The sequence below is a fragment of the Collimonas sp. GW821-FHT07E08 genome (genome assembly GCF_059418905.1).
In genome coordinates this window covers 107,323-129,661 of the sequence record NZ_JBWKQR010000010.1, presented here as the reverse complement: position 1 = coordinate 129,661, position 22,339 = coordinate 107,323, and the positions used below count along the sequence as shown (strand labels likewise).

Sequence of the window (22,339 nt, the reverse complement as noted above, 5' to 3'; positions counted from 1 at the left end):
CCGGCCGGCCCTAGTCGTATAGCGTAACCGCCATTGGCGACGGGCCTGCGTTGAGGTCAACGCTGGAAGCTCCTTCCGGACAGGGCTTATCGCCCTGCTGCGGATAAAATTCGCTGATCACGCAGCGCTGTCCCTTGCTCCGCGGAATCGAGAAACCGCCGCCAGGACGCGCCGCAGAACTCCATACGACGTGGACACTGCGTTTTGCCGAAGCCCCTGGCTGGCTATTCAACACCAGCTGATACGCGTCCCCTACTTTCTCGCTGCCGGCCAGCTGGGTATCTTTCAGCTTGCCCAGCAAATGCTTGAGCGCGGGCAGAGCCAGCTTGGCCTGGCCGCTGCTGTCGGTCAGGCCGTAGTTCTGTTCGCGCGCAGCCCGGTCCGGCCCGGTATCTTGCCACTGGTAGATATTCACCAGCGGAATGCCGGCGAATACCGTGGACAGGTATTCCCTGAGCACCAGTTGCGCCTGGCCGCCCTGGTCCCGGGCCGCGGTAAAGTTGGAATATCCCCATTCGGATGCAATCATCGGCAGTTCGCCCTTGCCGTACTTGCGCAGCAGCTCGCGACTCTTGGACGCATCGTCGGCCAGCGTCTCCGGGATTTTCCGGTATGGATGCACCGAAACGCCGCTCAGGCAATTTTGCAGCGAGATGGCCAGCAGCTTGTCATCGGGGATTTTAGGCTGCAGGTTGGGCAGCTTGGCAAAGCCGAAGCCAAAGATGTTTTTCCTGGCGCCGCCCTTTTGCTGTTCCAGCGCCGCGCAGATTTTCTGGATTGCCGGCACCAGGCCGGTTTGCAGCATGCCCGGCTTCAGGAAAGTCGGATTATCCGGTTCGTTCCATAATTCCCACAGGATGTTGGGATCCGCGTACTGGTTCAAGGTGGTCAGCGCGAATTTGGAGAAATTGTCGGCCGCATCCAGCGGCGTCATGGCGGCCGACATCATCCGCTTCGGCTGCACCCAGACCGTAGCGCCGCCGAACAGGGTGATGATCGGTTTCAGCTGGGCCTTGCGCAAGCGCTCCAGCAGTTCCGAAAAGTCCTGCGGCTTGTCGCTGACCGGCGGACGGGTGCCGAACCTGACGTATTCGAAGCCGGCATCCTTGATGGCCGCCAGCTGCTGGCTGGTTATTTGCGATGGATTGATCTGGACGCTGATGGCCGCCGGATAGGCGGAGTGGATGCCGTATTTTTCCCACGCAGACGCATGAGAAGCCGCCAATACGCCGCACACAGGAATAAGCCATGCTGCAGGTAGTTTCATCTTTTGCTCCGGTCGAATAGGATCCTGTTGGACGGTAAAGGCGCTAATTGGTTTACCGCAGGCGAGAAAATAGTTTCTGGTAGCTGGCGATGAACTGGCCGGGAGAAAAACGCGTCAGGTAAGAGGCGCGCGCCGCTTCTGCGTAGTCGCCCAGGCTGGCGCGGTTCAGGTTTTCCAGCTTCTCGGCCAGGTCGTCCGCGGTGCAGTTGAAGATCAGGCCGTTGACCGCATGCTCGACGATATCGGGCAAGGCGCCGCGGTTGCTGGCGACTACCGGAACATAGCTGCGGAAGGCTTCCAGCGCCGTCAGGCCGAATCCTTCGGCGCGCGACGGCATCACCAGCACATCGGCCAGGTCGTAATAGGCGTTGATCTCGGCCTGCCCGATCCAGCCGTAATAATGCACGTTGGCGGCTTCCAGCATTTCGATCTGCAGGTTCGCCAGCACCGGCGCGCCGACGATGTGATACACATATTTCGGCCGTTTCTTTTGCAGGATGCGGATGGCGTCCACCAGGATATCGTAGCCCTTCTGGTGATCCAGCCTGCCGACAAACAGTATATGCAGGTGGCCGTCGTCCGGGTCTTCCTTGGCCGGCGGCAGGATGCGGTCAAGGACGGTATTCTGGATCAGGATGCAGTTGCGGGAGAAACCGAACTTGCGATTGTTGACGTGTTCGTAGCGCGAGATATCGATCACCGCGTTCGGAATGTAAGACATGATTTTTTCGATGGCGCGGGTAACCAGGGTCACCGATTTGCTGCGGTCGCGGAAACTGGCCCAGCCATGGGCGCAATAAATGGTCTTCACCTTCCGTCCCAGCCATGGCTTGGCCAGGCACAGCGCAACGCCGGCGAAGGTGCTGTGGGCATAGACCATGTCCGGGCGCGATTTCCGCACCTGGCGCACGATCGCAAGCGCCAGCTTGAACGGCCCCAGCCCGCCGCGCGAATGAGAGTGATGGTGCACGCGCTCCGCTTTCAGCTGGTCGGCCTGGGCGGCTGGCACCAGGTAGTCGAAACGGCAGTTGAAATCGGCGCTGAGGCGCTCCAGGGTTTCCAGGTAGGTGGCGACGCCGCCCTTGATCGTCTCTGCCACATTCAACACATGCAGCACGGGTTCCTGCTTTTGCATTTAAGTCTCCCGATAGAAATGCGCCGGTGCTGGCGCTGCTGCCGGGTGGCGCGAGAGGATGCGCCCCGGCTGAAGGTAATCGATGCCGAATACGCAGAAAGCATAAGCGGTCAGGTGACGGAAAAACGACCCAAGGTCAGGCTCGAAGAAGGTCTGGATGGCGAAATTGGCGACCAGCAGCAGGAACAGCGGATGTTTGTGGTTATGCCGCCGGAACATGAGGAAGGTCAGCAGCCATAGCGTGAAAGACAGAAATATCTCTTGCACGCGCAGGGAGAAAATGGGAGCGAAATAAAAGCGCAGTGCGGCAAAACCGGCGTTCGGGAAAGCCGTCATGATGCCGTTCGGCGTCAGGACATTCGAGAAAATGGTCTTCGAATCGGACAGCCCTTCTCTTTCCATGTTGATGATGTCGCGCGCCTGCTGCAGCTGGTTCCAGAAATCCCCCGGCAGCACCAGGCAAGCCGCCATGATGCCCAGCACGATCACGGCGCGCAGCTTGCCGCGCGTGCTGAACACGATATGCATGACCGCCATGATGGCGGCGATCAGCACGTAGTAGATGCGGAACTGCCACGCATACAACAGGTAGATCGCAATCACCAGCGCCGTCTTGCCATGGTTGGATATGCGCCAGGTGCAGACATAGCACACCAGCAGGTTCAGCAGGATGACGATGATCTCTTTCGACAGCTTCAGGTTGAACAGCGTGAACGACAGCATCAGGATGCAGGCAAACGCCAGGTCGACCAGCCGCAGCGATTTCCTGCTGATATAGAAGATCACCGAGCAAGTAGCAACCAGCAGCAGCACTTGCGACCAGGCTGACCCGAGGAAAGAAAAAATCACTGCCGTGCTGACGAACGAATTCTGTTCGGCCAGGCTGAGGTCGGTATATTTCATCAGGTCGATGATCGTGGTTTCATCGGTAAAGAAATAACTCGGGAGGAACGCCCGCTGGTACATATAAATGAGTGCGGTCAGCACCAGCATCAAGATCCCGCAAATGAGCCGGATATCGGGTGCGATGCGTTTGTCGAATAAGGAACGCATGGTTGCCTATGCCGCCGCCGTGACAGCCCTCGCCGCTGGATCCGGCCCTGGCGCGGGCGCTTTGCCCGCCAGGCCGGAACGCTCCAGCAAGGCGGCGATCTCGGTTGTCAATTGCTGCGTCAGGCGCAGCTTCTCGCCGGCGCCGTCGACTTGCAGCGCCTGGTACAGCAGCTTGAAAGTGCGGGTGACGTCTGGCACCGGCGCCGGCATGAAAAAGCGGCCGCGCCCGGTGAGCTCGAAAAACGACTGGACCTTGCTGTCCCAGTTCAGGCCGATGCTCGGGATATCCAACGCGTAGGCGACAATGTTGGCGTGCAGCCGGTGCGCGATGATGCAGTCGCATTGGCCGATGTTGGCCACCAGCTGCGACGGCACCCCGGGGCGCGGCAGGTTGACGATTTCCGGATCCAGCCCGGCCGCCAGCGCATCCTTGAACGCCTCGTCTTCCGGCGAACCGTTGGTAAACAGGTGGACCCGGTATCCCAGCGTCACTGCCTGGATCGCCAGTTCCTGGAAATATTTTCCGATGCGCTTGCTGTAATCCTGTTTTTCCATTCCGGCCTGGTTCAATTCCAGCGGACTGGAGATGCAGATTCCGAGCACGTTGCCGGTCGCGCGCGGCGGCAGGAAGGCGGCAAACGTCTGCTGCGAATAGATGCCTGGATCCGGCGTCACCTTGACATCCAGCGGCTGTCCCAGGATCAGCTTCAGGTTCTGCGCCGAAGCGATATCGCGGGTGCTGGCCTGGATCGGCGCCAGGTTTTCCCAGGTGCGCTTGGTCAGGCCGGTGCCGGCGCTCGACATGCTCTTCGACACGCCGACGCCGAATACGGCGACCTTGCCGGATTTTCCGGCAGCCTTGACCGCCTTCGACAGCAGGAACAGCTTGACCGGGAAATTCAGGTGCACGTCCAGCAGCAGCTGGCCGCCGCCGACCACGACCAGGTCAGCGTCGGCCAGCTGGCTTACCCACTTGCGGCGCCAGCGCAGGAAATACTGCAGGCTGAAATAGGTACAGACTGCGTACGGACGCAGCAGCTTCGGCACTTTGCTGACCAGCGATTTTTTCGAGATCCCGGCCTTCACATAATCGTCGCGGCCGGCAATGTCGAGCGCGCTGACCTGCGCGCCGGGAACCCGCTCCAGCAGCAACTGCTTGATGTTTTCATAGATGACGCCATCGCCCAAGTTGGGGCTATAGGGAACAGCGCAGATCACGATTTTCATATGGCCACCACTTTCAGACTTTTACGGATTTGATAAAACATGATGAAAGCAGCGAGTCCGAGGCCGAATACGGTCGGCACGAACACCGTGCTGACCGAGGTCGCCGGGCGCGTGACAAACACCAGCACGAAGCACAGGAAGCCGCCGGCCACCGCCCAGCTGGCGTGGTGGGTCAGCTTGAGCGCCTTCAATACGGTGCGCGTGCCCTGGATCGCCGCCAGGATCATCGGCAGCAGGAAGTAGTCGCGCATGTCGAGGCCGCTGTATTTGGCGCCGAACAGCAAGCCGACCAGCAATTGTCCCGAGAGCCACAGCACCAGGCCGTACACCAGGCTGGAAGCTAGCGTCGTCGCGATCAGCATGCGCGCCATGGCGGCAAACCTGGACGACTTTTCATCGGCCAGCCGCGCCAGCCTCGGCAGGCCGAAGTTCGAGATGGCGATGTTCAGGTACTGCGCCGGCAGCACCAGCGTCATCACCACCCGGAAATTGGCCGCCAGGTCCGCCTGTTGCCTGGACATGTAATAGATCACCAGGCCGTGGGTCATGGCCCAGACCATGACCTGGCTCAGGGAATTGTTCAGGCCGAAGCTGAGCCAGGAGATTTTTTCGCCGGGCACGGGATTCGGATGGGCGTCTTTCTTCTTCGAGCCGATGGCGACCAGTCCGCTGGCCAGCAGCAAAGGCAAGCCGATAGCCGCCAGCAGCTCGCTCAGCTGATAACGGCTGTCCTTGGGAATCATCGCAATTGCCGCGAACACGCCAGCCAGCTGGGCCAGCGCCGGGATCACGGATTTCAAGCTTTTGTTGTCCAGGATCGCAACCGAGCGCACGGTCCAGTACGCCACGAAACCTGCCAGCGCCAGGATCAGTGCATAAATGAAATACGGCGGCGTATCGGGGATGCGCAAGACCAGGTAGGCCACGACCAGCAAGCTCAGCAGCGCCACCGGCAGGTGCAGCTGCAGCAACAGCTTGCGGCCGATCGAATAATTCGATTTGGCGAACACCAGCAACGGTTCCATGACCGTGCAGCCGTGCACGATGTTGAGCAGGATCACCGCCGAATAGATCGCGGAAAACGAGGCGAACGCCTCCACGCTCAGGTAGCGCGCCAGCAGCGCCTGGGTGGAAAAAAACGACAGTGTGAATACTGCTTGCTCAAAAATCACTTGCAGCAGCGCCTTGGCTTTTTTCATGTGCGGGTGCGGTCAGGATTTGACGTCTTGCGGTTTATAGGAATAGGCGGTGTAGCGATAACGTCCCGAATTGCCGTAGCCGTATCGGCGCGTATCCAGCCTGAGGCCGTTGAAGATCACGCCTTTCGCATGGACGCCGCTCTGCGCCAGGCGCTTCATGGATTCGACGATTTCGCCCAGCTTGGTGGTCTCGGCCCGAGCCACCAGGAATGCCGTGCCTGCCAGCGCCGCCAGGATGCCGGTGTCCGACGCCGCCAGCACCGGCGGCGTATCGATCAGCACCAGGTCATAGGAAGCGGAAAATTCTTGCAGCAGTTCGGACATGCGCCCGACCAGGAACAGTTCGGCAGGATTCGGCGGCAAGGTGCCGGTGGAAATGAAATCCAGGTTTGGCACGATGCCTTTATGCAGCGCTTCGTTCAGCTTGCTGCCGCCGGAAATCAGCTCGGACAGGCCTTTGCCGCGGCCCATGCCGAAATACTGGTTCAGGTGGCCCTTGCGCAGGTCGGCGTCGATCAGCAATACGCGCTTCCCGGAAGAGGCAATCACGGCCGCCAGGTTGGCGGAGATGAAGGATTTGCCGACCCCTGGCGCCGGGCCGGTCAGCAGCACGATGTTGTTGTGCGCTTCCAGCATGGCGAACTGCAATGCGGTGCGCAGGCTGCGCAAGCTTTCGATCGCCGTATCGTGCGGCTCGGACACCGCCAGCAGCGCCATCTCCTTGGATTTCGTCTTGATCTTGTAATTCAGCAGCTGCTGGGCGTCGCTCAGCGGCACGGTCGAATACACGCTCAGGCCGGCGTGGCGCTCGATGTCTTCAGGGTTGCTGACGCCGCCGTACAGGATATTGCGCAGCACCGCCGTCACCACGCCGAAGAACAGGCCGAGCAGCAGCGCAAGCGCGAACACCAGCGGCTTTTTCGGGATGACCGGGATTTCCGGCAGCGCAGCGGAATCGACCACGCGCACGTTGCCGATCTTGCCTGCCTTGAGCAGTTTCAACTGCTGGATATTATTCAGCAAGCCGGTATACAGGCTGGTGTTGACGGTCACGTCGCGCATCAGGCGCAATACATCCTGCTCGCTGTTCGGCAATGTCTTGATGCGTCCCGAGATCTTGCCTTGCTCGCTCTGCAGCGCGCCGATCTGGCGATCGATGGCCAGGATCGACGGATGCGAATCGGCAAAGCGGGTGGAAAGGTCCTTGCGCTTCTGCCTCAGCTCCAGGATCTGGGTGTCGGTCGATACCGACTGCTGCAGCACCAGCTTGGCTTCTTCGCCCATGTCGATGGTGCCGACCCGTTCGCGCAAGGCGTTGTACAGGTTTTCCGCCTTGTCCAGCTCGGCCTTCAGCTCCGGCAGCTGGCCGTCCAGGAAATCCAGCGACTTGGTGGCCTCGGCCGATTTGCGCTCGACGTTCTGCTGCACGTACTGGCGGCCGATTTCATTCATGGTGGCGCTCACCAGGTAGGGGTCCGGCCCCAGCAGCTCGGCGCCGATGACGCCGGACTGCTTGCCCTTTTCGGCGATATTGAGCTGGTCTTGCAAATCCTGTATGGTCTTCAGGCGCGAATTGCGCACCAGCTTGAACACGATGCCAGGCTTGGCCCGCATCTGCGCCACGTGCAGCTCGATCACGCCGGCGGCCACGGTGAATTTCTCAGTCTTGCCGACCGTGCCTTCGAACACCTGGTCGAACGCCGAGCTGGCCAGGCTGTAGCGGCCCTTGCCGAGGTTGGTCAGCTTGAAGGTTTCGGTTTCCAGCACCTGCGGCACATTGAAGACGTCGGCATCGATCTTTTCGCTGCCCCAGGCATAACCGCCCATGCCAAGCAGGCCGGGCTCCGACAGGTCCAGGTTATGGCGCGCGATCAAGGCGCCGATGACCGGGAAATATTTCGGCCCCTGGTCGATGAACAGATGCAGGTTGTCGACGCTCCTGGACACCACCAGGCGCGAGCCGAGGATTTCTATTTCGGCCGGCGCGGTGGACTTCACGTCGAACATCGCCGACATGTCGGCCAGCATGTTGCTGGCGGCGGCGCTGGGAGAATTGTCTTCCACCTGCACCAGGATGTCGGCCTTGTAGATGGGCGTGCCGAGGAAAGCGTACAAAGCGCCAAGCAGCAAAAAGCCGGCAGTGATCAGACCGATCAACCAGCGGTTGTCCAGCAGAATATCGAGAATGGCCGCAAGGCTGATTTCCTCATGCTTGTCGGTAAAATTTTGTTGCAGCGGATTGAGTGAAGTCATGGATTATTCAGCTGGTTGGCAAATATTGATAGAGGTACTGACAACATGCATTGCTTGCGAAGGACACGCATCGGCATCGCGCGGCGCCGCCTGGCGGCAAATTCGCAACAGACACGCAACAGGTTCGCCGGCGGTCGCTAGTTGACCGAATCGATGCGCTTTACCCAGTCGTCCACGCCTTGTTCGATCAGGCGCAGGCAACTCTCGAACTCATCGCGCGGACGTTTGTAGGGATCGAACACATCGAACTGGCTGAACTGCCCCAGCCGGAACAATTTGCCGCGCGTGGTCGGGTACTGCTTTTCAATATGCTGTTTCTGCTCGATATCCATCACCAGAATCAGGTCGGCGGACTCGCACAGCCAGGACTGCAGCTGCTGCGCCCGGTGGTCGCGGATGTCGATATCGCGCTGCTCCATCAATTCAATCGACTCCTGCGCGGCGGGCTGCCCTATCAGCGCGCCGATGCCGGCCGAACGGCAATGCAGTCCCGGCAGTTTTTTTGCGAACAGCGCCGCCGCCATGGGGCTGCGGCAGATGTTTCCTATGCAGACGATGAGAATGGACTTGATCAATTTTTCTTATCCACAGCGTTACGCGAATTGACCGCGGTAGTAGAAGTGCCGACCAGCAGTGCAAACACACGGCTGAAACGGACCAGGCCTGGGGCATCGACATACACTACGTCCTTGGCCTGCAGCGGGAAATTTTCCGCCAGCGCCATGCCCACCGGCGATTTACTGTCAAGATGGAACACTTTCGGCATGGTGCCGTCGGGAGCAGCCCGCACCACATAGATCGCGCTTGGATCGCTGGTGTTGGCGTCGACGCCTCCGGCGCCGTTCAATGCATCGCTCAGTGTGAGGCGGCCGTTGCTGCGCAAGGGCAGCAAGCCGGGACTGCGCACTTCGCCGGAAACCGAGACCTGGTTGTCGCTCAGCGGCGCAACCCGCAGCACGTCGCCGTTCTGCAAGATGATGTCGGAAGGGCTGAGGTTGCGCGCGATCAGGTCCGGCACGCTGATTTCATAGCTCTTGGCGCCGCGCACCAGCGTAATCCGGCTGGCGTCGCCGCTGGGCGGAATGCCGCCGGCCTGGTTGATCGCTTCCGACAGCGTCATCGGCACATCGCTCATCTGCTTGACCCCGGCCGAACGCACTTCGCCGTCGACATAGATCTTCTGGCTGCGGTAGCCGATGACGCGCAAGGTGATCTGCGGATCGCGTATATATTTGGCCAGCAGCCCGCGCAATTTCTTTTGCGCCTCTACTTCGGTATATCCTTCCGCCTTGAACAGCCCGACGTAAGGGAACTGCACTTCGCCTTCGTTGCTGATCACATAACCCGGCAGCGTCTGCGCGGTCATGCCGCTGTTGGACAGGTTGCCGGTAGCGCCCAGGGTGTAGGTAAGGTTAGGAACCACCAGTTCAGGATGATCCCAGACGATGATCGACAATATGTCGGCCGGCCCCATGCGATACGGCTGCGGCTTGCCGATCAGTTCCCGGTACTGCTCGCCTTGCCCGGATAGCCGCATGCGTTCGGCGTTTTCCTGCTGCACCAGCTTGAGGGTGATCGGCGTGATCACCGGGACCGACTCAGGATCGCTTGCATCCAGTGGCGAATAGGAATCGAATTTCATGCCTGGGGCAAAGGCACAACCGCCCAGCGCAAACACAAGAGTTAGCAGCAATATTTTTTTCAATTTAATTCACACCGATCCAATTTAACGATACGCAGCTCGAACCAACCCAGGCAATCATGTGAATTTAAAATCAAAAAAACAACAAAAATCGTTTAAAATCACATAAATACCGATTTCAACGATTTTATAGTATTTTTTATTTGAATGACCAGAGATAATTCAATCCGCCTGCAATTAAATGCATTTCAGGCGGCAAAGACCCCTGAACTACCTGGCGCGACGCTCCTCCAATCAGTTGGTGGCGGCTATTTGATAAATTGATAAAATGCGTTCCGATAGATACGTTTGATAGAATGTGCAGCTTGTCCCGCGCCGCCTAACTCCTTAACTGCCCAATTAACCGCCCAATCAATCGCCCAATGTCAGCAGTGAAACTCAATCAAAGCGATGTCACTACGCAAGAAGCAGCCAAGCTGCTGGGAATTTCCGTCACCTCGGTGCAGCAGCTGGTGGAGCGCGGGGTCCTGGTGGCATGGAAGACGCAAGGCGGACACCGCCGCATTCCGCGCGAAGCCATCGAAGCGCTGAAGGCCGAACGCAGCGACCTGCCGATGGACAAGGGCCGTACCGCGCTGTCTTCGACACTGAGCGCATTGATCGTCGAAGACAATGCCCTGCAGCGGATGGTGTATGAGAAGCAGATCGCTTCCTGGGATATCGCGCTGGAGACGCGCTTTTGCGACAACGGCTACCAGGCGCTGATAGAAATCGCCCAGCGCAAGTACGATATCCTGCTGCTCGATATCGTCATGGAAGGCATCGACGGTTATGAGATTGTCAAAACGGTGCTCGCCAATCCCGACCTCAGGCATATCGACATCGCCGTCCTCACCACGCTCAGCAGGGACGAGCTCGATGCGCGCGGCGGCTTGCCTGACGAGGTCCTGTTTTTCCAGAAGCCTATCGTGTTCGAAGAGCTGCGCGGTTTCTTGCGCGGCTGTGCGGCACGCAAGGCGCGCCAGGCTCGTGCAGCATCCGCTGCTTGAACCAACTCAAGTAAAAATAGCGCAATCAGCGCATATCAACCTGCTGGTATCGCAGGAGACAGGTATCGGCCGCTAATTAGGCAATGAGTTTTATGCTTTCATGGATGGGTATCACCAAAGTCGGCGGCAGCACCATCATGCTTCCCGCCGCCGTTGCGATTGCAGCGTGGCTGCTGGCGGCACGCGCGCAACGTCTGTTCTGGGCATGGTGCCTGCTGTTCGGTTCCGCTTTGCTGCTGGTCGCCGCCTCGAAGATTGCGTTCGTCGGCTGGGGCATAGGCATAGACGAACTGGATTTCACCGGTTTCAGCGGCCACGCCATGCGCTCCGCGGCGATCATCCCCCTGCTCTTCTATTTCCTGTTCCAGCAGAAAACCGCTGCCGTGCGGCAGCTTGCGGTAGTGTCTGGCATGGCCTTCGCGGCGCTGATCAGCCTGTCGCGCGTGGTGCTGGATTTTCACTCGGTCTCGGAAGCGCTCAGCGGCTGGCTGCTGGGCGGCGCAGTCAGCCTCGCTTTCATCTGGTGCGCTGAAAGCCTGCCCAAGCCGGTGTTGAACCGCACCTTGATGGCAGTCAGTTTTGTGCTGCTGCTGGCGGCTTCTTTTGCCCGGCCGATACCGACCCAACTCTTGATCGACAAGGCTGCATTGTTATTGTCGGGCCATTCTGCTCTGGCTGCCGAAAGCCGCCGTCACGCCGTGGAAAAATGCTGCGAGCCGCCGGCGCAACAGCCGGCGCCTTGACGCTTCAGTGCTGGAGCTCCAGGCTTTCCAGCTCCAGCAGGAAGTCGCGCACTTCATCCATCGTCAGCGCGATTTCATTTTGCAGCTCGAGGATTTTTTCCGTTGTACAGACCCGTTTTTTCCGGTTGAACTCGATCTCTATCTGATCCAGCAAGCGCACGGCGGCATCAGCGCCAGAGATGAGCAACGTGCCCTTGAGCGCATGGCATTCCTGCGTCGTGGCGCCTACACTCCCGGCCTGCACGGCCGCTTTCAGGCGCGCGAACTGTTCGTTGCCGACTTGCAGAAACAGTTTGCACAAATCGACAAAAACGCCTTTGTCGTTATAGGAATGCTTTAAAAACATTTCCGGGCTGAAGTGATGGCAGATATAAGATTGCATGGTCGGCGGTTGGTTATGTTCCTGAAGCGCTACATCGAACAACGCAAGACAGCGCTTCAACTGGCAGGATCCACTGCTGCCAGGATCTGGACACGGGTCGCCGGCTTGATGACTACGGCATCGAAACCTGCCGCCCGGATCGACAACAACTCCTCCTCCATCGCAAATGCGGTGTACGCCACCATGCGAGGAACCACCTCGTGACTGCCGTCCTTGACCAGGCGGCAGAATTCTTTTCCGTTTATATCGCGCATGCCGACGTCGGTCAACACCACATCGACTGTATTTTTTTCCAGGTAACGCAGAGCCTCGGAAGCTCCGGCAAACACGTGGACCGTATGTCCCGCCCTGGTCAGGATGATCCTGGCGAGGTTGCTGTTGAGAGGATTATCATCCACTACCAATATGTTTTTCATTCACACCTAATCACTGTAAAGCCTTGTTCAAACCGGTATCGTGAAGGCAAAAATCGAACCTTTGCCGACCCGCGACCGTACGGCGATGGTGCCGCCCATGAATTTCACCAATTCCTTGGCCAGCGCCAGGCCCAGGCCGCTGCCGGCTTGCGCCCGCATGTCCGAGCCGTCCACCTGGGCAAATTTTTCAAAGATGACGCGCTGCAATTCCATCGGGATGCCTTCGCCCGTATCCACCACCCGGAATATCAGCACGCCGTCGCCCTGCAGCACGCGCACCGTTACCGCTCCCTGATCCGTATATTTCAACGCATTGTGGATCAGGTTGTTGAGCACCCTGATCAGCTTGCCGCGATCGCAGGCAAACTCGATCGGCAGCGCCGGGCTCAGCACCAGCCTCAAGTCGATCCCCTTGCGCATCGCGGTGGACGCATGGCTGGCAACAATTTTCTGCATCAGCTCGCGCAAATTTTCGGACGCGATGAAAACTTCCATTTTCCCCGCCGCGATGCGCTCCAGGTCGAGCACGGTATTGACCAGCAAGAGCAGATGCGTGCCGCTGTCATGTATTGCCTGCGCAAAATGTTGCTCGTCGGTTCCGACCAGATCTTCCCGCAACAGTTCCGCATAACCCAAAATTCCGTTCAGCGGCGTGCGCAATTCGTGCGACATATTGGCAAGGAACTGCGACTTGGCCTGGTTGGCAAGAGTCGCCACGCGCCCGGTGCTCACCAGGCCGTTCGCCATGAACAGGATGAAGGCGGTGAACACCACCACCACACCGGTGGAAAATGCCGCCAGCACATAACCGCGAAAGCGGTTGTTATAGAACGGCTGCATCGCTTCCTCGACCGAAATGCCGACAATCACCATCAGCGGATAATTTTCCAGCTGGCGATAGGCATACGTCCGCTGCTTGCCGTCGACCACGCCGTTGCTGGTCAGGTAGCCTTGCTGGTGCTGCCTCATCACGGCAAACGACGGCCTGCCAGAAAAATCCATGCCGATCGCCTTGGCGCCGTCCGGCTCGCGCGCCTTGATCGTGCCTTCATCGCCGACCACGCTGATAGCGCCGTCGCGGCCGATATTGATCTGGTGATAAAAACGCGTCACCGCCTCGTTGCTTATCGAGACGCCGACAATGCCGCTGAAGCTGCCGTCGGGCCGGTTAAGGCGTCGGCTGGCTTGCATCGACCATTCCCCCGAGACGCGGTCGCGCGCCGGTTTGGCGAGGAACATCAGCTGGCCGGAATCGTGCCCCTGGTGCAATTGCATATGGCCTGCGACGAGTCCGTCGTTGAGCACGATATCGTCGTTGGCGTAGACCTGCTTTCCATGTTCGTCAAGGATAAAAAAACGGTTCGCCAGGTTGCCTTGCATTAGCCACGCGTCCCGATACTCGAGGCTGTTCATTTTTGCGCCGAAACGCTCGTACTGGAATTTCAGCAGGTCGCTGGCTTCATCGGCCTGCTCGATGACATGGCTGATATTCTCATCGAACGCCCGGGCCACGTTCTGTGCATCGCGCCCGACTTTTTCCAGTTCGCGCTGCGTTTCGCTGGCTTCGTCATATAAGGTAACCACCCATATGCATGCGATTAATGCGCTTGCAAAAAAAAAGATCGCGAGCCGGATATCCGACCGGCGCGGCAAAGCTATTGCTGCATCTGACTTCTGTATTTTTTTCAGCACGGCGGTAAAACTAAAATCGGTCATTGGCAAAACGACCATTGAAATACGTTGTCATTAAAAGAAGATTTCCTGTTTCTTGCATTGACTTGCCTCCACAGCAGGAATATCCGCTACGTCGGGCCCCACAAACAGAGCGCCTTAACCGCCTATGGTTCAATTTCGCCAGCCAAAGAATTATTGCCGCACTGCAATAATAATATAATAGCCCATCTTTTTACTACTGTCAGAATTGTCAGCCGCAACGCGCGCCCGCACTGAAGATGCTTGCAATTTGAAAACGAAAAGGCTACTTTCTAAACTAGGCAGGGTCGCAAAATAATTATTCGAATTGCAGGTTTGTCTGAAGGGATGACTGATGAAAACCGTCGCGCAGATTCTCAAGACCAAGCAGAACCAAACCGTCTACACGATTGCTCCTGACGCCAAGGTGTTCGACGCCATCAAGATGATGTCGGACAAAAGCGTCGGTGCGCTGCTGGTGACGGTGCAGGGGAAAATCGTCGGCATCGTCACCGAACGCGACTATGCCAGGAAGATGATACTCAAGGGCCGCTCGTCGACCGACACTTCGGTGCGCGACATCATGACGTCCTCCGTCATGTATGTGCGCCTGGACGACACCAATGAACAATGCATGGCGCTGATGACCGAGAACCGCCTGCGCCACCTGCCGATCCTGGACGATGACAAGCTGGTCGGCATCATCTCTATCGGCGACTTGGTGAAAGACATCATTTCGGAGCAGCAATTCATCATCCAGCAGCTCGAACACTACATCATGGGACACCCGGCCTGAGCGATTCAGGTATATATTGGAAGCAGCATATTGCAAGCTGCACATTGGAAGTACCTACCGCACGGTGGCCCCAGATGAAACGCTGGCTAATCCTGTCTTTATGTCTCGTGCTCGCCGCCTGCGCGGCCCCGCCGCCGGCGCCGCAAGCTGACAAGCTGTTCAGCGACCGCTTGTTTGCCCCGCCCTCGCAGCACATCAGCGCCGATAATGTATTTGCCGTCAGCCACGCCATGCGCCAATACCTGGCCAGCGACGAGAATGCCCACCAGATGCGCGTAAAGGGCATACAGCAAGGCTTGTTCGATGCGCTGTACAGCAAGAACCGGCTGCAGCTGGAGTACAGCTCAGAACACACCCGCAATGCCGCCGAGACCTTTGCGGCGCGCAGCGGCAATTGCCTGTCGCTGGTGATCATGACCGCTGCCTTCGCCAAGGAACTGGGGCTGCCGGTGCGCTACCAGACCATACTCATGGACCAGGCATGGAGCCGCAACGACGACCTCTATTTTGCCAGCGGCCATGTCAACCTCACCCTCGGCAAACGGCCCAGCGCCATCCGCACCCCGCTCGACCATAGCCGCCTGATGACGATTGATTTCCTGCCGCCGGAAGATACCGAAGGCCAGCGCCGGCTGGACATCGAAGAGAATACCGTGGTGGCGATGTACATGAATAACCAGGCTGCCGAAGCCCTCGCCATGCATCGGCTGGACGACGCTTACTGGTGGGCGCGCGAAGCGATCCGGCAGGACCCGGGTTTCCTCGCTTCCTACAATACGCTGGGAGTGGTGTACCGGCGCCACGGCAATTTGCTGGAAGCCGAACGCACATTCCGCCAGGTGCATGAACGCGAACCGGACAACACCGTGGTCATGTTCAACCTGATCGGCGTCCTTAACGATCTCGGCAAATCAGCGGAAGCAAAACCGCTGGCGGCCAGGCTGGCGCAATTGCAGCCGGAAGCCCCCTTCCAGGCATTCAACCTCGGCATGGCGGCAATGCGCGCCGGCGATTACAAGGCTGCGAAGCTGCACTTCAGCAGGGAAATTGCGCGCGATCCCTACTATCATGAATTCCAGTACTGGCTAGGCATTGCCTGCCTGCGCCTGGGAGAAATCGACCAGGCGGTCAAGCACTTGAGCATCGCCATGCAAAACAGCACGACCAGCAACGACCACGACCTGTATGCAGCCAAGCTCGACCGGGTCAAGTCTTACCGCGCTCCGCTCTTGATTCATTAAGCAGCGCTGCCGCGGCTCACAGTGCGCTGATCGCATGAGCCCGCATAGGGCTTGCCGGCTCGCCCAGGATGCGCGCAAAGCGACAGATTCGCGCAGTCGCGCGCCAATCGTCGATACCTGCCTGGCGCACATCTTGTTTGTTATGCCTTGCATTTTCACGAAGACGATACTCAGCTGTTTCACATAAATTATTGGCGTGGAAATTGCGCAACAAGATAGTTAAATGATGTCAATTATCAGGTTTATTTGCCAAGAACGATCTATGATAAAACTGTCTCCATACAAAAGAGGTGCCGACATGGGATGGCTTAACAGATTGGCGATAAAATATATCCAGACGCCTGAAAAGCTGGCAGAAAATGAACTCCGCGATACACGCCTGGCGCTGTATCAGTCAGAAAGGCAATTGCTGGAAGCGGAAATGCGGGTTGATTATTACCGTAACGTTCTCGGCTTCCTCGAAGCGATTGCCGCCGACGGCGTCGAAAGCGTGGCCGATTCGCAGAGGCCCAAGCACACACCCCAACCACAAGGCCCGCAGCGGCTTACACCAGATCTGAACGCGTACCGCGGAGCTGCTTGACGCGCCAGGATTAAGCCGGTGACAGCAGCGCAATGAACCGGCGCGGCGGTCGCCGCGCCCGCTGGTTGCGTACTGCTGATAATTGATGAAGTGAAGCGCAGAGCTCGCATAGCTGCTGCGGAGCGATCTATTTTTTTGGATCTGCAGTTGCCGGCGCGGCCGCCGCAGCCGGTTCAAATTTCGTGATCACGTAACCGACCGGTATCCATTTGTCGCCGGCCTGCACCATCGATACTTTTTCGACAGTCGGCGCTTTGGCGAAGCGGCCGGTAAACGCGATATTCAAATACTCTCCCGGCGGCAAGTCGGGTGGATTGGTCACATGCACAATCTGCGCCCATTGACGGCTGCCCAACGGCCCCAGTTCGTTCTTCACCGCGCTCAGGTATTTCAGCCAGTCTTCCTTGCTGGTGCTTTTTTGCATGGCAGGTCCGCTGCTGCTCCACATCCGCTCGGCCTGGTTGCTGTCCGCCAGCGCCACCCACTGCGAGGCGGTTGCGATAGCGCCGTCGATCGACGCAGTCGTTTGCGCGTGTGCGGGACTGGAAGCCAGCATGCCGGCCAGCGCAAATCCGGCGGCGCAAGAAATATTCTTCAGCGATAGCAAGGTAGTCATTTTTCTCTTTCCGTGAAATTGATACGGGTTCCAGAAAATCGCCGACAGCCGATTCTTGCCAGAAAGTCTAGCATATCGGCTTTGATTGCTGGTTGACGACGGCGGCAGGAAAAGCACAAATCCAGCGGCATTAAAAAGAAATCCGTACAGGCCTGTTTCCTGTGTTGCTGCGTTATCATTGCGCTATGTATCCAACCCCGTCCCGCTACATAAAACCAGAGCAATGGGCCGTGACTTTCATGCGCACCCTGAGCAGCTGGTGGCATATGCTGCACCTGGTCGGCATCGCGCTGGCCATGGGCGTTTCACCGTCGACCTATCACCGGGCCAACCGCAGCGCGACCTACCGCTATATCTATAGCGGCACATGGCAGATCCTGCCCTGGTTCACCCTGCTGTCGACCTTGCTCAGCCTGGTGCTGATCCGTATCGTGCTGGTCACCGCGCTTAGCTACGGCCTGTCGCGCTATGCGCTGGAAATGATGGTGCGGGTGCTGGTGCTGGAACTGATCCCGCTGTCGGCAGCCCTGTTCGTGGCGCTGCGCGCCGGCCTGGCGTTCAACGGCGCGCAGCTGCCGGCGGCCGCCGCCGGCCAGACCGCAACCGCGCCAGACATCGCACAATTGCAGCTGGACCTGGTGCCGCGCGTGATTGCCAGCGCCTTCTCGGTGATGAGCCTGGCCACTGTGAGCGGCATGATCGTCCTGCTGCTGGCGTATATCAATGTCTACGGCGTCACGCCCTGGGGCCTGCTCGATTACACGCGTACCGTAGGGCGGGTGTTCGATCCGGCGGTTACGCTCGGTTTCGCCCTGAAGACCCTGCTGTTCGGACTGGCGGTGGCGGTCGTCCCGACCGCCGCGATTCTTGAAAGCGCGCGCCGCAATACCACGCTGTCATCCACCCTGCAGCCAGGCGCCACGCGCCTGCTGTTCGTGCTGGTCCTGATCGAAGTCGGGGCGCTGGCAGCGAAATACATCTAATCTGGAAAGCGACCATGGCACTTGCTCCCGAATCTCCTTCTGTCCAGCCACCCGCCAATGTTGAGCTCAAGGCGCTGCTGCTGCTGATCCTGATGGCTGCGCTGGTGTGCGGTTTTGTGCTGTACGTGATGTACGCGCGCGGGGTATTCGAATCCACCCAGCGCCTGGTGCTGGTGGCTGACGACTCCGAGGGCGTGCTGGTGGGCATGGACCTGACCTTCTCCGGCTTCCCCATCGGCCGCGTGCAACGCATCGATCTCGGTTCGGATGGCAAGGCGCGCATCCTGATCGATGTCCCGAGCAAAGACGCCAACTGGCTGCGCACCAGCAGCGTATTTACATTGGAGCGCGGGCTGGTCGGCGACACCCGCATCCGCGCCTTTACCGGCGTGCTCGACGATCCGCTGCTGCCGCCCGACTCGGTGCGCACCGTGCTGCGCGGCGATACCGCGGCGGAAATCCCGCGCCTGGTGGCGACCGCCAGGGAACTGCTGGAAAACCTGCAGACCATCACCGCCGCCGATTCCAGCCTCAACACCAGCCTGGCCAATGTGCAGGCCGTAACCGGCCGCCTGAACGGACAATATGGCGTGCTGGGCGGCGCCTTGGGCGGCGACGAAAATGCCAAGAAAATCATCGCTACGCTGGATCGCGTCAACGCGCTGCTGACCAAGGCCGACCAGCGCGTATTCGGCCAGCCCGGCCAGCGCGGCGTGATGGACGATGCCCAGGCCGCCGTCGTCCAGCTCAACAATGTATTGAGCGATGCCCGCACCAGCCTCAAGAAAGTGGACGCCGTGCTGGCCGAGGCGCAAGCAGTAGGCAGCAATGCCCGCATCGCCAGCAACGACCTGGGCGCACTGCGCGCCGAAGTCGACGCCAGCTTGCGCAAGGTGACCCAGCTGGTCGACGAAATCAACCGCAAATGGCCTTTCGCCCGCAACACGGAGCTCAAACTGCCATGAAGATCGCCTCTCCCCTCGCCTTCGGCGCCGCATTGCTGACCCTCGCCGCTTGCAGCAGCAAACCGCCCGCACCTGAATGGCAGGGCAACGCCTTCGGTTCCATGCAAAGTTTTTCGTCAGCCTATTTGAGCGGCAATACGCGCGTAGCCGACATCGAATTCGCACGCGCCCGCGATGCGGTCGCCAGCACCGGCCGCGCCGACCTGGTAGCGCGCGTCGAACTGACGCGCTGCGCCACGCGCGCCGCCAGCCTGGAGTTCGACAACTGCGCCGGGTTCCAGCCGCTGGCGCCGGACGCCGACGCCGGCGAGCGCAGTTATGCGGCTTACCTGAACGGCCAGTGGCAGGGATTGGACCCTGGTTTGCTGCCGCCCCAGCACAGGACGGTGGTCAGCAGCGGCCGCATCGGCGATATCGAAGATCCGCTGGCGCGCCTGGTGGCGGCCGGCGCCCTGCTGCAAAGCGGAAGGCTGACGCCGCCCGACATCGCCAATGCGGTCGAGACAGCATCGGCCCAAGGCTGGCGCCGGCCCTTGCTGGCCTGGCTAGGAGTGCAATTGCAACGCGCCAAGGCCGCGGCTGACCGCGAAGCCCAGGCGCGCATCCAGCGCCGCATCGACCTGGCGGCCAAGCCTCTCCCCTGAAACAGTCAGGGCGGCGGCGTCAGCGCCGCGCAATTGGAGGTGATCGGTTGGCCGGCAAACAGTTTCTGCACGAACGGCTTTGAATCGACCAGCGACGCCAGCACCGTGCCGTCGTGATCCTGGCCGGCGTAATAATGCTGTTCGATGGTGCTGCCGGCCGTGCAAGCGTCTTTCGCAAACTGATACTGGACCACGGTCGGGATATCGGTATCCAGGGTCCCGGTGCCGACAAATACCGGCGCCGCGAACTTGACCGTCGGATAGTTGGACGACTGCAAGGTTTGCGTAGCCCAGGCAGTGACGTCGCCGTTGAACACATCGGCAGTGACCAGCTTGTTCTGCATGATGTTGTCTTCAATCGGCCCCAGGCACTGGCTCGCCGCCACCGCATAAAACGCCTTGCCCTTGGCGGTCAGGTGATCCGACAGCAGGAAACCCGGCACTACCCGTTCGGCGGTGGCGTAACCCAGCCAGGCATACGCTTCCAGCGTGCCCAGCACCGAGGTAAAACCGCTGGCAGGCACTTGCGCCGTCAACGCGTTCAGATAGGCCAGCACACTTTGCAGCTGGTAAGGAACGCCGGTCGCGACCGTTCCCAGCAGCTTGATTTCGGGCGCATAGCTGGGCGCGTAGGCGGCGGTTGCAATCGCTCCCTGCGCCCCTTGCGATTGGCCGACGATCACCACCGAGCCGGACAGCTGCGGGAAATTCTTGGAAACCGCGCGGATGCTGTCGAGCACGCTGTAGGCTTCCGGCCGCGCATGCAGGTAGGGATGCAGGCCGGGCGTGCCCAATCCCTGGTAATCGGTGGACACCACCGCATAACCTTGCGCCAGCCAGGCATTCAGGTAATCCACGTCGCGCGGATCGCGCACTGTCCACGACGGCGCGCAGACGTCGGCCACGCCGACCGTACCGTGGGCCCAGGCGATCAGCGGCCAGCCGCCGACCGGCGGCGCGCCCTTGGGCAGCTGCAAGTCGCCGGAAACGTAGATCGCGGTCTTGCCGTCGTCGCCATCGGTCGAGCTGTACAGGATGCGCACAGCCTGCGCGGCATTCGACAGCACCTGGCCGGCCGGCAGCGGTTCCTGCTGCAGCAGCACGCCGGGTGTGGCGGGAACAGTCCCGCTCCAGAGGTAAAACGAAGATACGCCGCCATCGGCGGTAAACGCCTTCGATTGCGGGACGACGTTATCGCTGCCGCCGCCACCGCCGCAAGCGCCGAGCGCCAGGCTCGACAGGACTGCGGCTATCAATTTCAAAGAACGGCTGAACTGGGTATGGCGCATGACTTTTGTCCCCTCAATATTTTTTATGTAAATTGAGCCGAGTCCAAAATGGCTGTTGCCATTATGCATCATTATTTGCGGAATCCGCGCCGCCGAGCCCGCCTCAGCGCAGCGATTCCTGCTCCAGCCAGTCGCAAAAATGCTTGATCAAGGGCACTTCGGCCTGGTGCCGCGCCACTATCCACCAGTAGCTCCTGGCGCGGATCACCGGTTCAGCCAGCGGGATCACCAGGCGGCCGCTGGCCAGCTCGTCGGCAATCAGCGGCAACGGCCCGAGCGCTACGCCGAGGCCGTCGACGGCGGCTTGCAAAGCCAGATAAAAATGATTGAACGACTGTTTTTTCTTGCACAGGGCCGGCGCCACGCCGGCTTGCGCCAGCCATTCCGGCCAGGCGTCGGGGCGCGTATCGGAATGCAGCAAGGTATGCGCGGCCAGGTCGCCGGCGGCCCGGATAGGCGCACGCGCCAGCAATGCCGGGCTGCAGACCGGCAACTCGCTTTCGCCCAGGAATTCGCCGCTGACGCAGTTCGGCCAGTGCCCCGGGCCGCGCCGTATCGCAACGTCGAACAGCTCGCCCGACTCACCCAAGGGCTGCTGCGCGGCAGAGGTCGACAATTTCAGCTCGACCCCCGGATACAGGCGCTGGAAGCCGCTCAGGCGCGGCAGCAGCCAGCGCATGGCGAAGGTCGTCAAGGAGTTGATGTGCAATACGCGCACCGTCCCGGATTCACGCAGCTGCCTGGTGGCGGTGGCGATATTATCGAAAGCCGCCTGCACGGTCAGCAGGTAGCGCCGGCCGTCGTCGGTCAGCTGCACCCGCTTGCCGATACGATGGAACACTTGCATGCCCAGCCAGGCTTCCAGGGCCGCCACCTGGCGGCTGACGGCGCCGTGCGTCACGTGCAGCTCTTCGGCGGCGGCTGAGAAATTCTCAAAGCGGGCGGCGACTTCAAATGCGCGCAGCGCTTGCAGAGGAGGTAGTTGACGAGACATGCTTGTGATTATAGATCACAAACAAGCAGTAAAAAAGTCGATTTGTGAGGCTTTAAAAGTTCTGTAACATGCGTCTATCGAATCAATATTCATCGCTCTTTAGGGTAAAACAAATGATTTTTCCGAAAAATGCCGGGAAATTGCATCAACCCTCCACCTTGTGACAAATT

22 protein-coding genes are annotated in these 22,339 nt (G+C 59.6%); 8 read left to right on the top strand and 14 right to left on the bottom strand.

Features of this window, described 5'->3' with window-relative positions:
* Nucleotides 1–10: 10 nt before the first annotated feature.
* From AC07RZ_RS14705 to AC07RZ_RS14670, 8 genes are all read right to left on the bottom strand, one after another.
* On the bottom strand, nucleotides 11–1,267 hold the full coding sequence (locus tag AC07RZ_RS14705) for a glycoside hydrolase 5 family protein (RefSeq protein ID WP_494668457.1): 1,257 nt from the start codon (nucleotides 1,265–1,267) through the stop codon (nucleotides 11–13).
* 52 nt (nucleotides 1,268–1,319) lie between these two features.
* A complete protein-coding gene (locus AC07RZ_RS14700; RefSeq protein WP_494668456.1) occupies nucleotides 1,320–2,402 on the bottom strand; it encodes a glycosyltransferase family 4 protein in 1,083 nt (360 codons plus the stop codon).
* Complete coding sequence (locus AC07RZ_RS14695; protein WP_494668455.1) at nucleotides 2,403–3,455, bottom strand: hypothetical protein; 1,053 nt, start codon at nucleotides 3,453–3,455, stop codon at nucleotides 2,403–2,405.
* Between the two features lie 6 nt (nucleotides 3,456–3,461).
* Nucleotides 3,462–4,682 carry a polysaccharide pyruvyl transferase family protein gene (locus AC07RZ_RS14690; protein WP_494668454.1) on the bottom strand — a complete coding sequence of 407 codons (1,221 nt, stop codon included), beginning with the start codon at nucleotides 4,680–4,682 and terminating at the stop codon, nucleotides 3,462–3,464.
* On the bottom strand, nucleotides 4,679–5,881 hold the full coding sequence (locus AC07RZ_RS14685; RefSeq protein ID WP_494668453.1) for a hypothetical protein: 1,203 nt from the start codon (nucleotides 5,879–5,881) through the stop codon (nucleotides 4,679–4,681). The genes AC07RZ_RS14690 and AC07RZ_RS14685 overlap by 4 nt, the downstream gene beginning before the upstream one ends.
* Nucleotides 5,882–5,893: 12 nt before the next feature.
* Nucleotides 5,894–8,134 (bottom strand): polysaccharide biosynthesis tyrosine autokinase, encoded by a 2,241-nt coding sequence (locus AC07RZ_RS14680; protein WP_494668452.1) that lies wholly within the window; start codon nucleotides 8,132–8,134, stop codon nucleotides 5,894–5,896.
* A gap of 137 nt (nucleotides 8,135–8,271) precedes the next feature.
* Nucleotides 8,272–8,709 (bottom strand): low molecular weight protein-tyrosine-phosphatase, encoded by a 438-nt coding sequence (locus AC07RZ_RS14675; protein ID WP_494668451.1) that lies wholly within the window; start codon nucleotides 8,707–8,709, stop codon nucleotides 8,272–8,274.
* Nucleotides 8,706–9,827 carry a polysaccharide biosynthesis/export family protein gene (locus AC07RZ_RS14670; protein ID WP_342830867.1) on the bottom strand — a complete coding sequence of 374 codons (1,122 nt, stop codon included), beginning with the start codon at nucleotides 9,825–9,827 and terminating at the stop codon, nucleotides 8,706–8,708. Before AC07RZ_RS14670 ends, AC07RZ_RS14675 begins: the two co-directional genes overlap by 4 nt.
* Before the next feature lie 371 nt (nucleotides 9,828–10,198).
* On the opposite strand from AC07RZ_RS14670, the gene AC07RZ_RS14665 reads away from it, so the two are divergent.
* Together AC07RZ_RS14665 and AC07RZ_RS14660 are read left to right on the top strand one after the other, a co-directional pair.
* Nucleotides 10,199–10,825, top strand: coding sequence for a helix-turn-helix domain-containing protein (locus AC07RZ_RS14665; RefSeq protein WP_092392536.1), 627 nt, complete (start codon nucleotides 10,199–10,201; stop codon nucleotides 10,823–10,825).
* Nucleotides 10,826–10,929: 104 nt separating this feature from the next.
* Nucleotides 10,930–11,568, top strand: a complete 639-nt coding sequence (locus AC07RZ_RS14660) for a phosphatase PAP2 family protein (RefSeq protein ID WP_494668450.1) — start codon at nucleotides 10,930–10,932, stop codon at nucleotides 11,566–11,568.
* A 4-nt stretch (nucleotides 11,569–11,572) separates the two neighbouring features.
* Here the strand turns inward: AC07RZ_RS14660 and AC07RZ_RS14655 are convergent, their stop codons facing one another.
* From AC07RZ_RS14655 to AC07RZ_RS14645, 3 genes are read right to left on the bottom strand one after another with little or no spacing between them, the layout of a single operon-like run.
* Nucleotides 11,573–11,992 (bottom strand): Hpt domain-containing protein, encoded by a 420-nt coding sequence (locus AC07RZ_RS14655; RefSeq protein WP_494668449.1) that lies wholly within the window; start codon nucleotides 11,990–11,992, stop codon nucleotides 11,573–11,575.
* A 14-nt stretch (nucleotides 11,993–12,006) separates the two neighbouring features.
* Nucleotides 12,007–12,366 (bottom strand): response regulator, encoded by a 360-nt coding sequence (locus AC07RZ_RS14650; RefSeq protein WP_092392531.1) that lies wholly within the window; start codon nucleotides 12,364–12,366, stop codon nucleotides 12,007–12,009.
* A 27-nt stretch (nucleotides 12,367–12,393) separates the two neighbouring features.
* Nucleotides 12,394–13,950: a cache domain-containing sensor histidine kinase gene (locus AC07RZ_RS14645; RefSeq protein ID WP_494668448.1), complete on the bottom strand. Its 1,557-nt coding sequence runs from the start codon at nucleotides 13,948–13,950 to the stop codon at nucleotides 12,394–12,396.
* A 463-nt stretch (nucleotides 13,951–14,413) separates the two neighbouring features.
* On the opposite strand from AC07RZ_RS14645, the gene AC07RZ_RS14640 reads away from it, so the two are divergent.
* From AC07RZ_RS14640 to AC07RZ_RS14630, 3 genes are all read left to right on the top strand, one after another.
* Nucleotides 14,414–14,854: a CBS domain-containing protein gene (locus AC07RZ_RS14640; protein WP_092392527.1), complete on the top strand. Its 441-nt coding sequence runs from the start codon at nucleotides 14,414–14,416 to the stop codon at nucleotides 14,852–14,854.
* A 74-nt stretch (nucleotides 14,855–14,928) separates the two neighbouring features.
* Nucleotides 14,929–16,095 (top strand): tetratricopeptide repeat protein, encoded by a 1,167-nt coding sequence (locus AC07RZ_RS14635; protein WP_494668447.1) that lies wholly within the window; start codon nucleotides 14,929–14,931, stop codon nucleotides 16,093–16,095.
* 223 nt (nucleotides 16,096–16,318) lie between these two features.
* Nucleotides 16,319–16,678: a hypothetical protein gene (locus AC07RZ_RS14630; RefSeq protein WP_494668446.1), complete on the top strand. Its 360-nt coding sequence runs from the start codon at nucleotides 16,319–16,321 to the stop codon at nucleotides 16,676–16,678.
* A gap of 127 nt (nucleotides 16,679–16,805) precedes the next feature.
* Here the strand turns inward: AC07RZ_RS14630 and AC07RZ_RS14625 are convergent, their stop codons facing one another.
* Nucleotides 16,806–17,294 (bottom strand): DUF4019 domain-containing protein, encoded by a 489-nt coding sequence (locus tag AC07RZ_RS14625; RefSeq protein WP_144742467.1) that lies wholly within the window; start codon nucleotides 17,292–17,294, stop codon nucleotides 16,806–16,808.
* Nucleotides 17,295–17,533: 239 nt separating this feature from the next.
* Here AC07RZ_RS14625 and AC07RZ_RS14620 point away from each other — a divergent pair, with 239 nt between their 5' ends.
* The 3 genes from AC07RZ_RS14620 to AC07RZ_RS14610 are packed head-to-tail and all read left to right on the top strand — an operon-like array spanning nucleotide 17,534 to nucleotide 19,886.
* Entirely contained in the window at nucleotides 17,534–18,277 is a 744-nt protein-coding gene (locus AC07RZ_RS14620; protein ID WP_494668544.1) for an ABC transporter permease, read from the top strand.
* A gap of 14 nt (nucleotides 18,278–18,291) precedes the next feature.
* Nucleotides 18,292–19,242: an MlaD family protein gene (locus AC07RZ_RS14615; RefSeq protein ID WP_144742465.1), complete on the top strand. Its 951-nt coding sequence runs from the start codon at nucleotides 18,292–18,294 to the stop codon at nucleotides 19,240–19,242.
* Nucleotides 19,239–19,886: a hypothetical protein gene (locus AC07RZ_RS14610; RefSeq protein WP_494668445.1), complete on the top strand. Its 648-nt coding sequence runs from the start codon at nucleotides 19,239–19,241 to the stop codon at nucleotides 19,884–19,886. Before AC07RZ_RS14615 ends, AC07RZ_RS14610 begins: the two co-directional genes overlap by 4 nt.
* Nucleotides 19,887–19,891: 5 nt before the next feature.
* Here the strand turns inward: AC07RZ_RS14610 and AC07RZ_RS14605 are convergent, their stop codons facing one another.
* Together AC07RZ_RS14605 and AC07RZ_RS14600 are read right to left on the bottom strand one after the other, a co-directional pair.
* Complete coding sequence (locus tag AC07RZ_RS14605; protein ID WP_494668444.1) at nucleotides 19,892–21,175, bottom strand: lipase family protein; 1,284 nt, start codon at nucleotides 21,173–21,175, stop codon at nucleotides 19,892–19,894.
* A gap of 103 nt (nucleotides 21,176–21,278) precedes the next feature.
* Nucleotides 21,279–22,169: a transcriptional regulator GcvA gene (locus AC07RZ_RS14600; RefSeq protein ID WP_092392511.1), complete on the bottom strand. Its 891-nt coding sequence runs from the start codon at nucleotides 22,167–22,169 to the stop codon at nucleotides 21,279–21,281.
* Nucleotides 22,170–22,339: the final 170 nt, after the last annotated feature.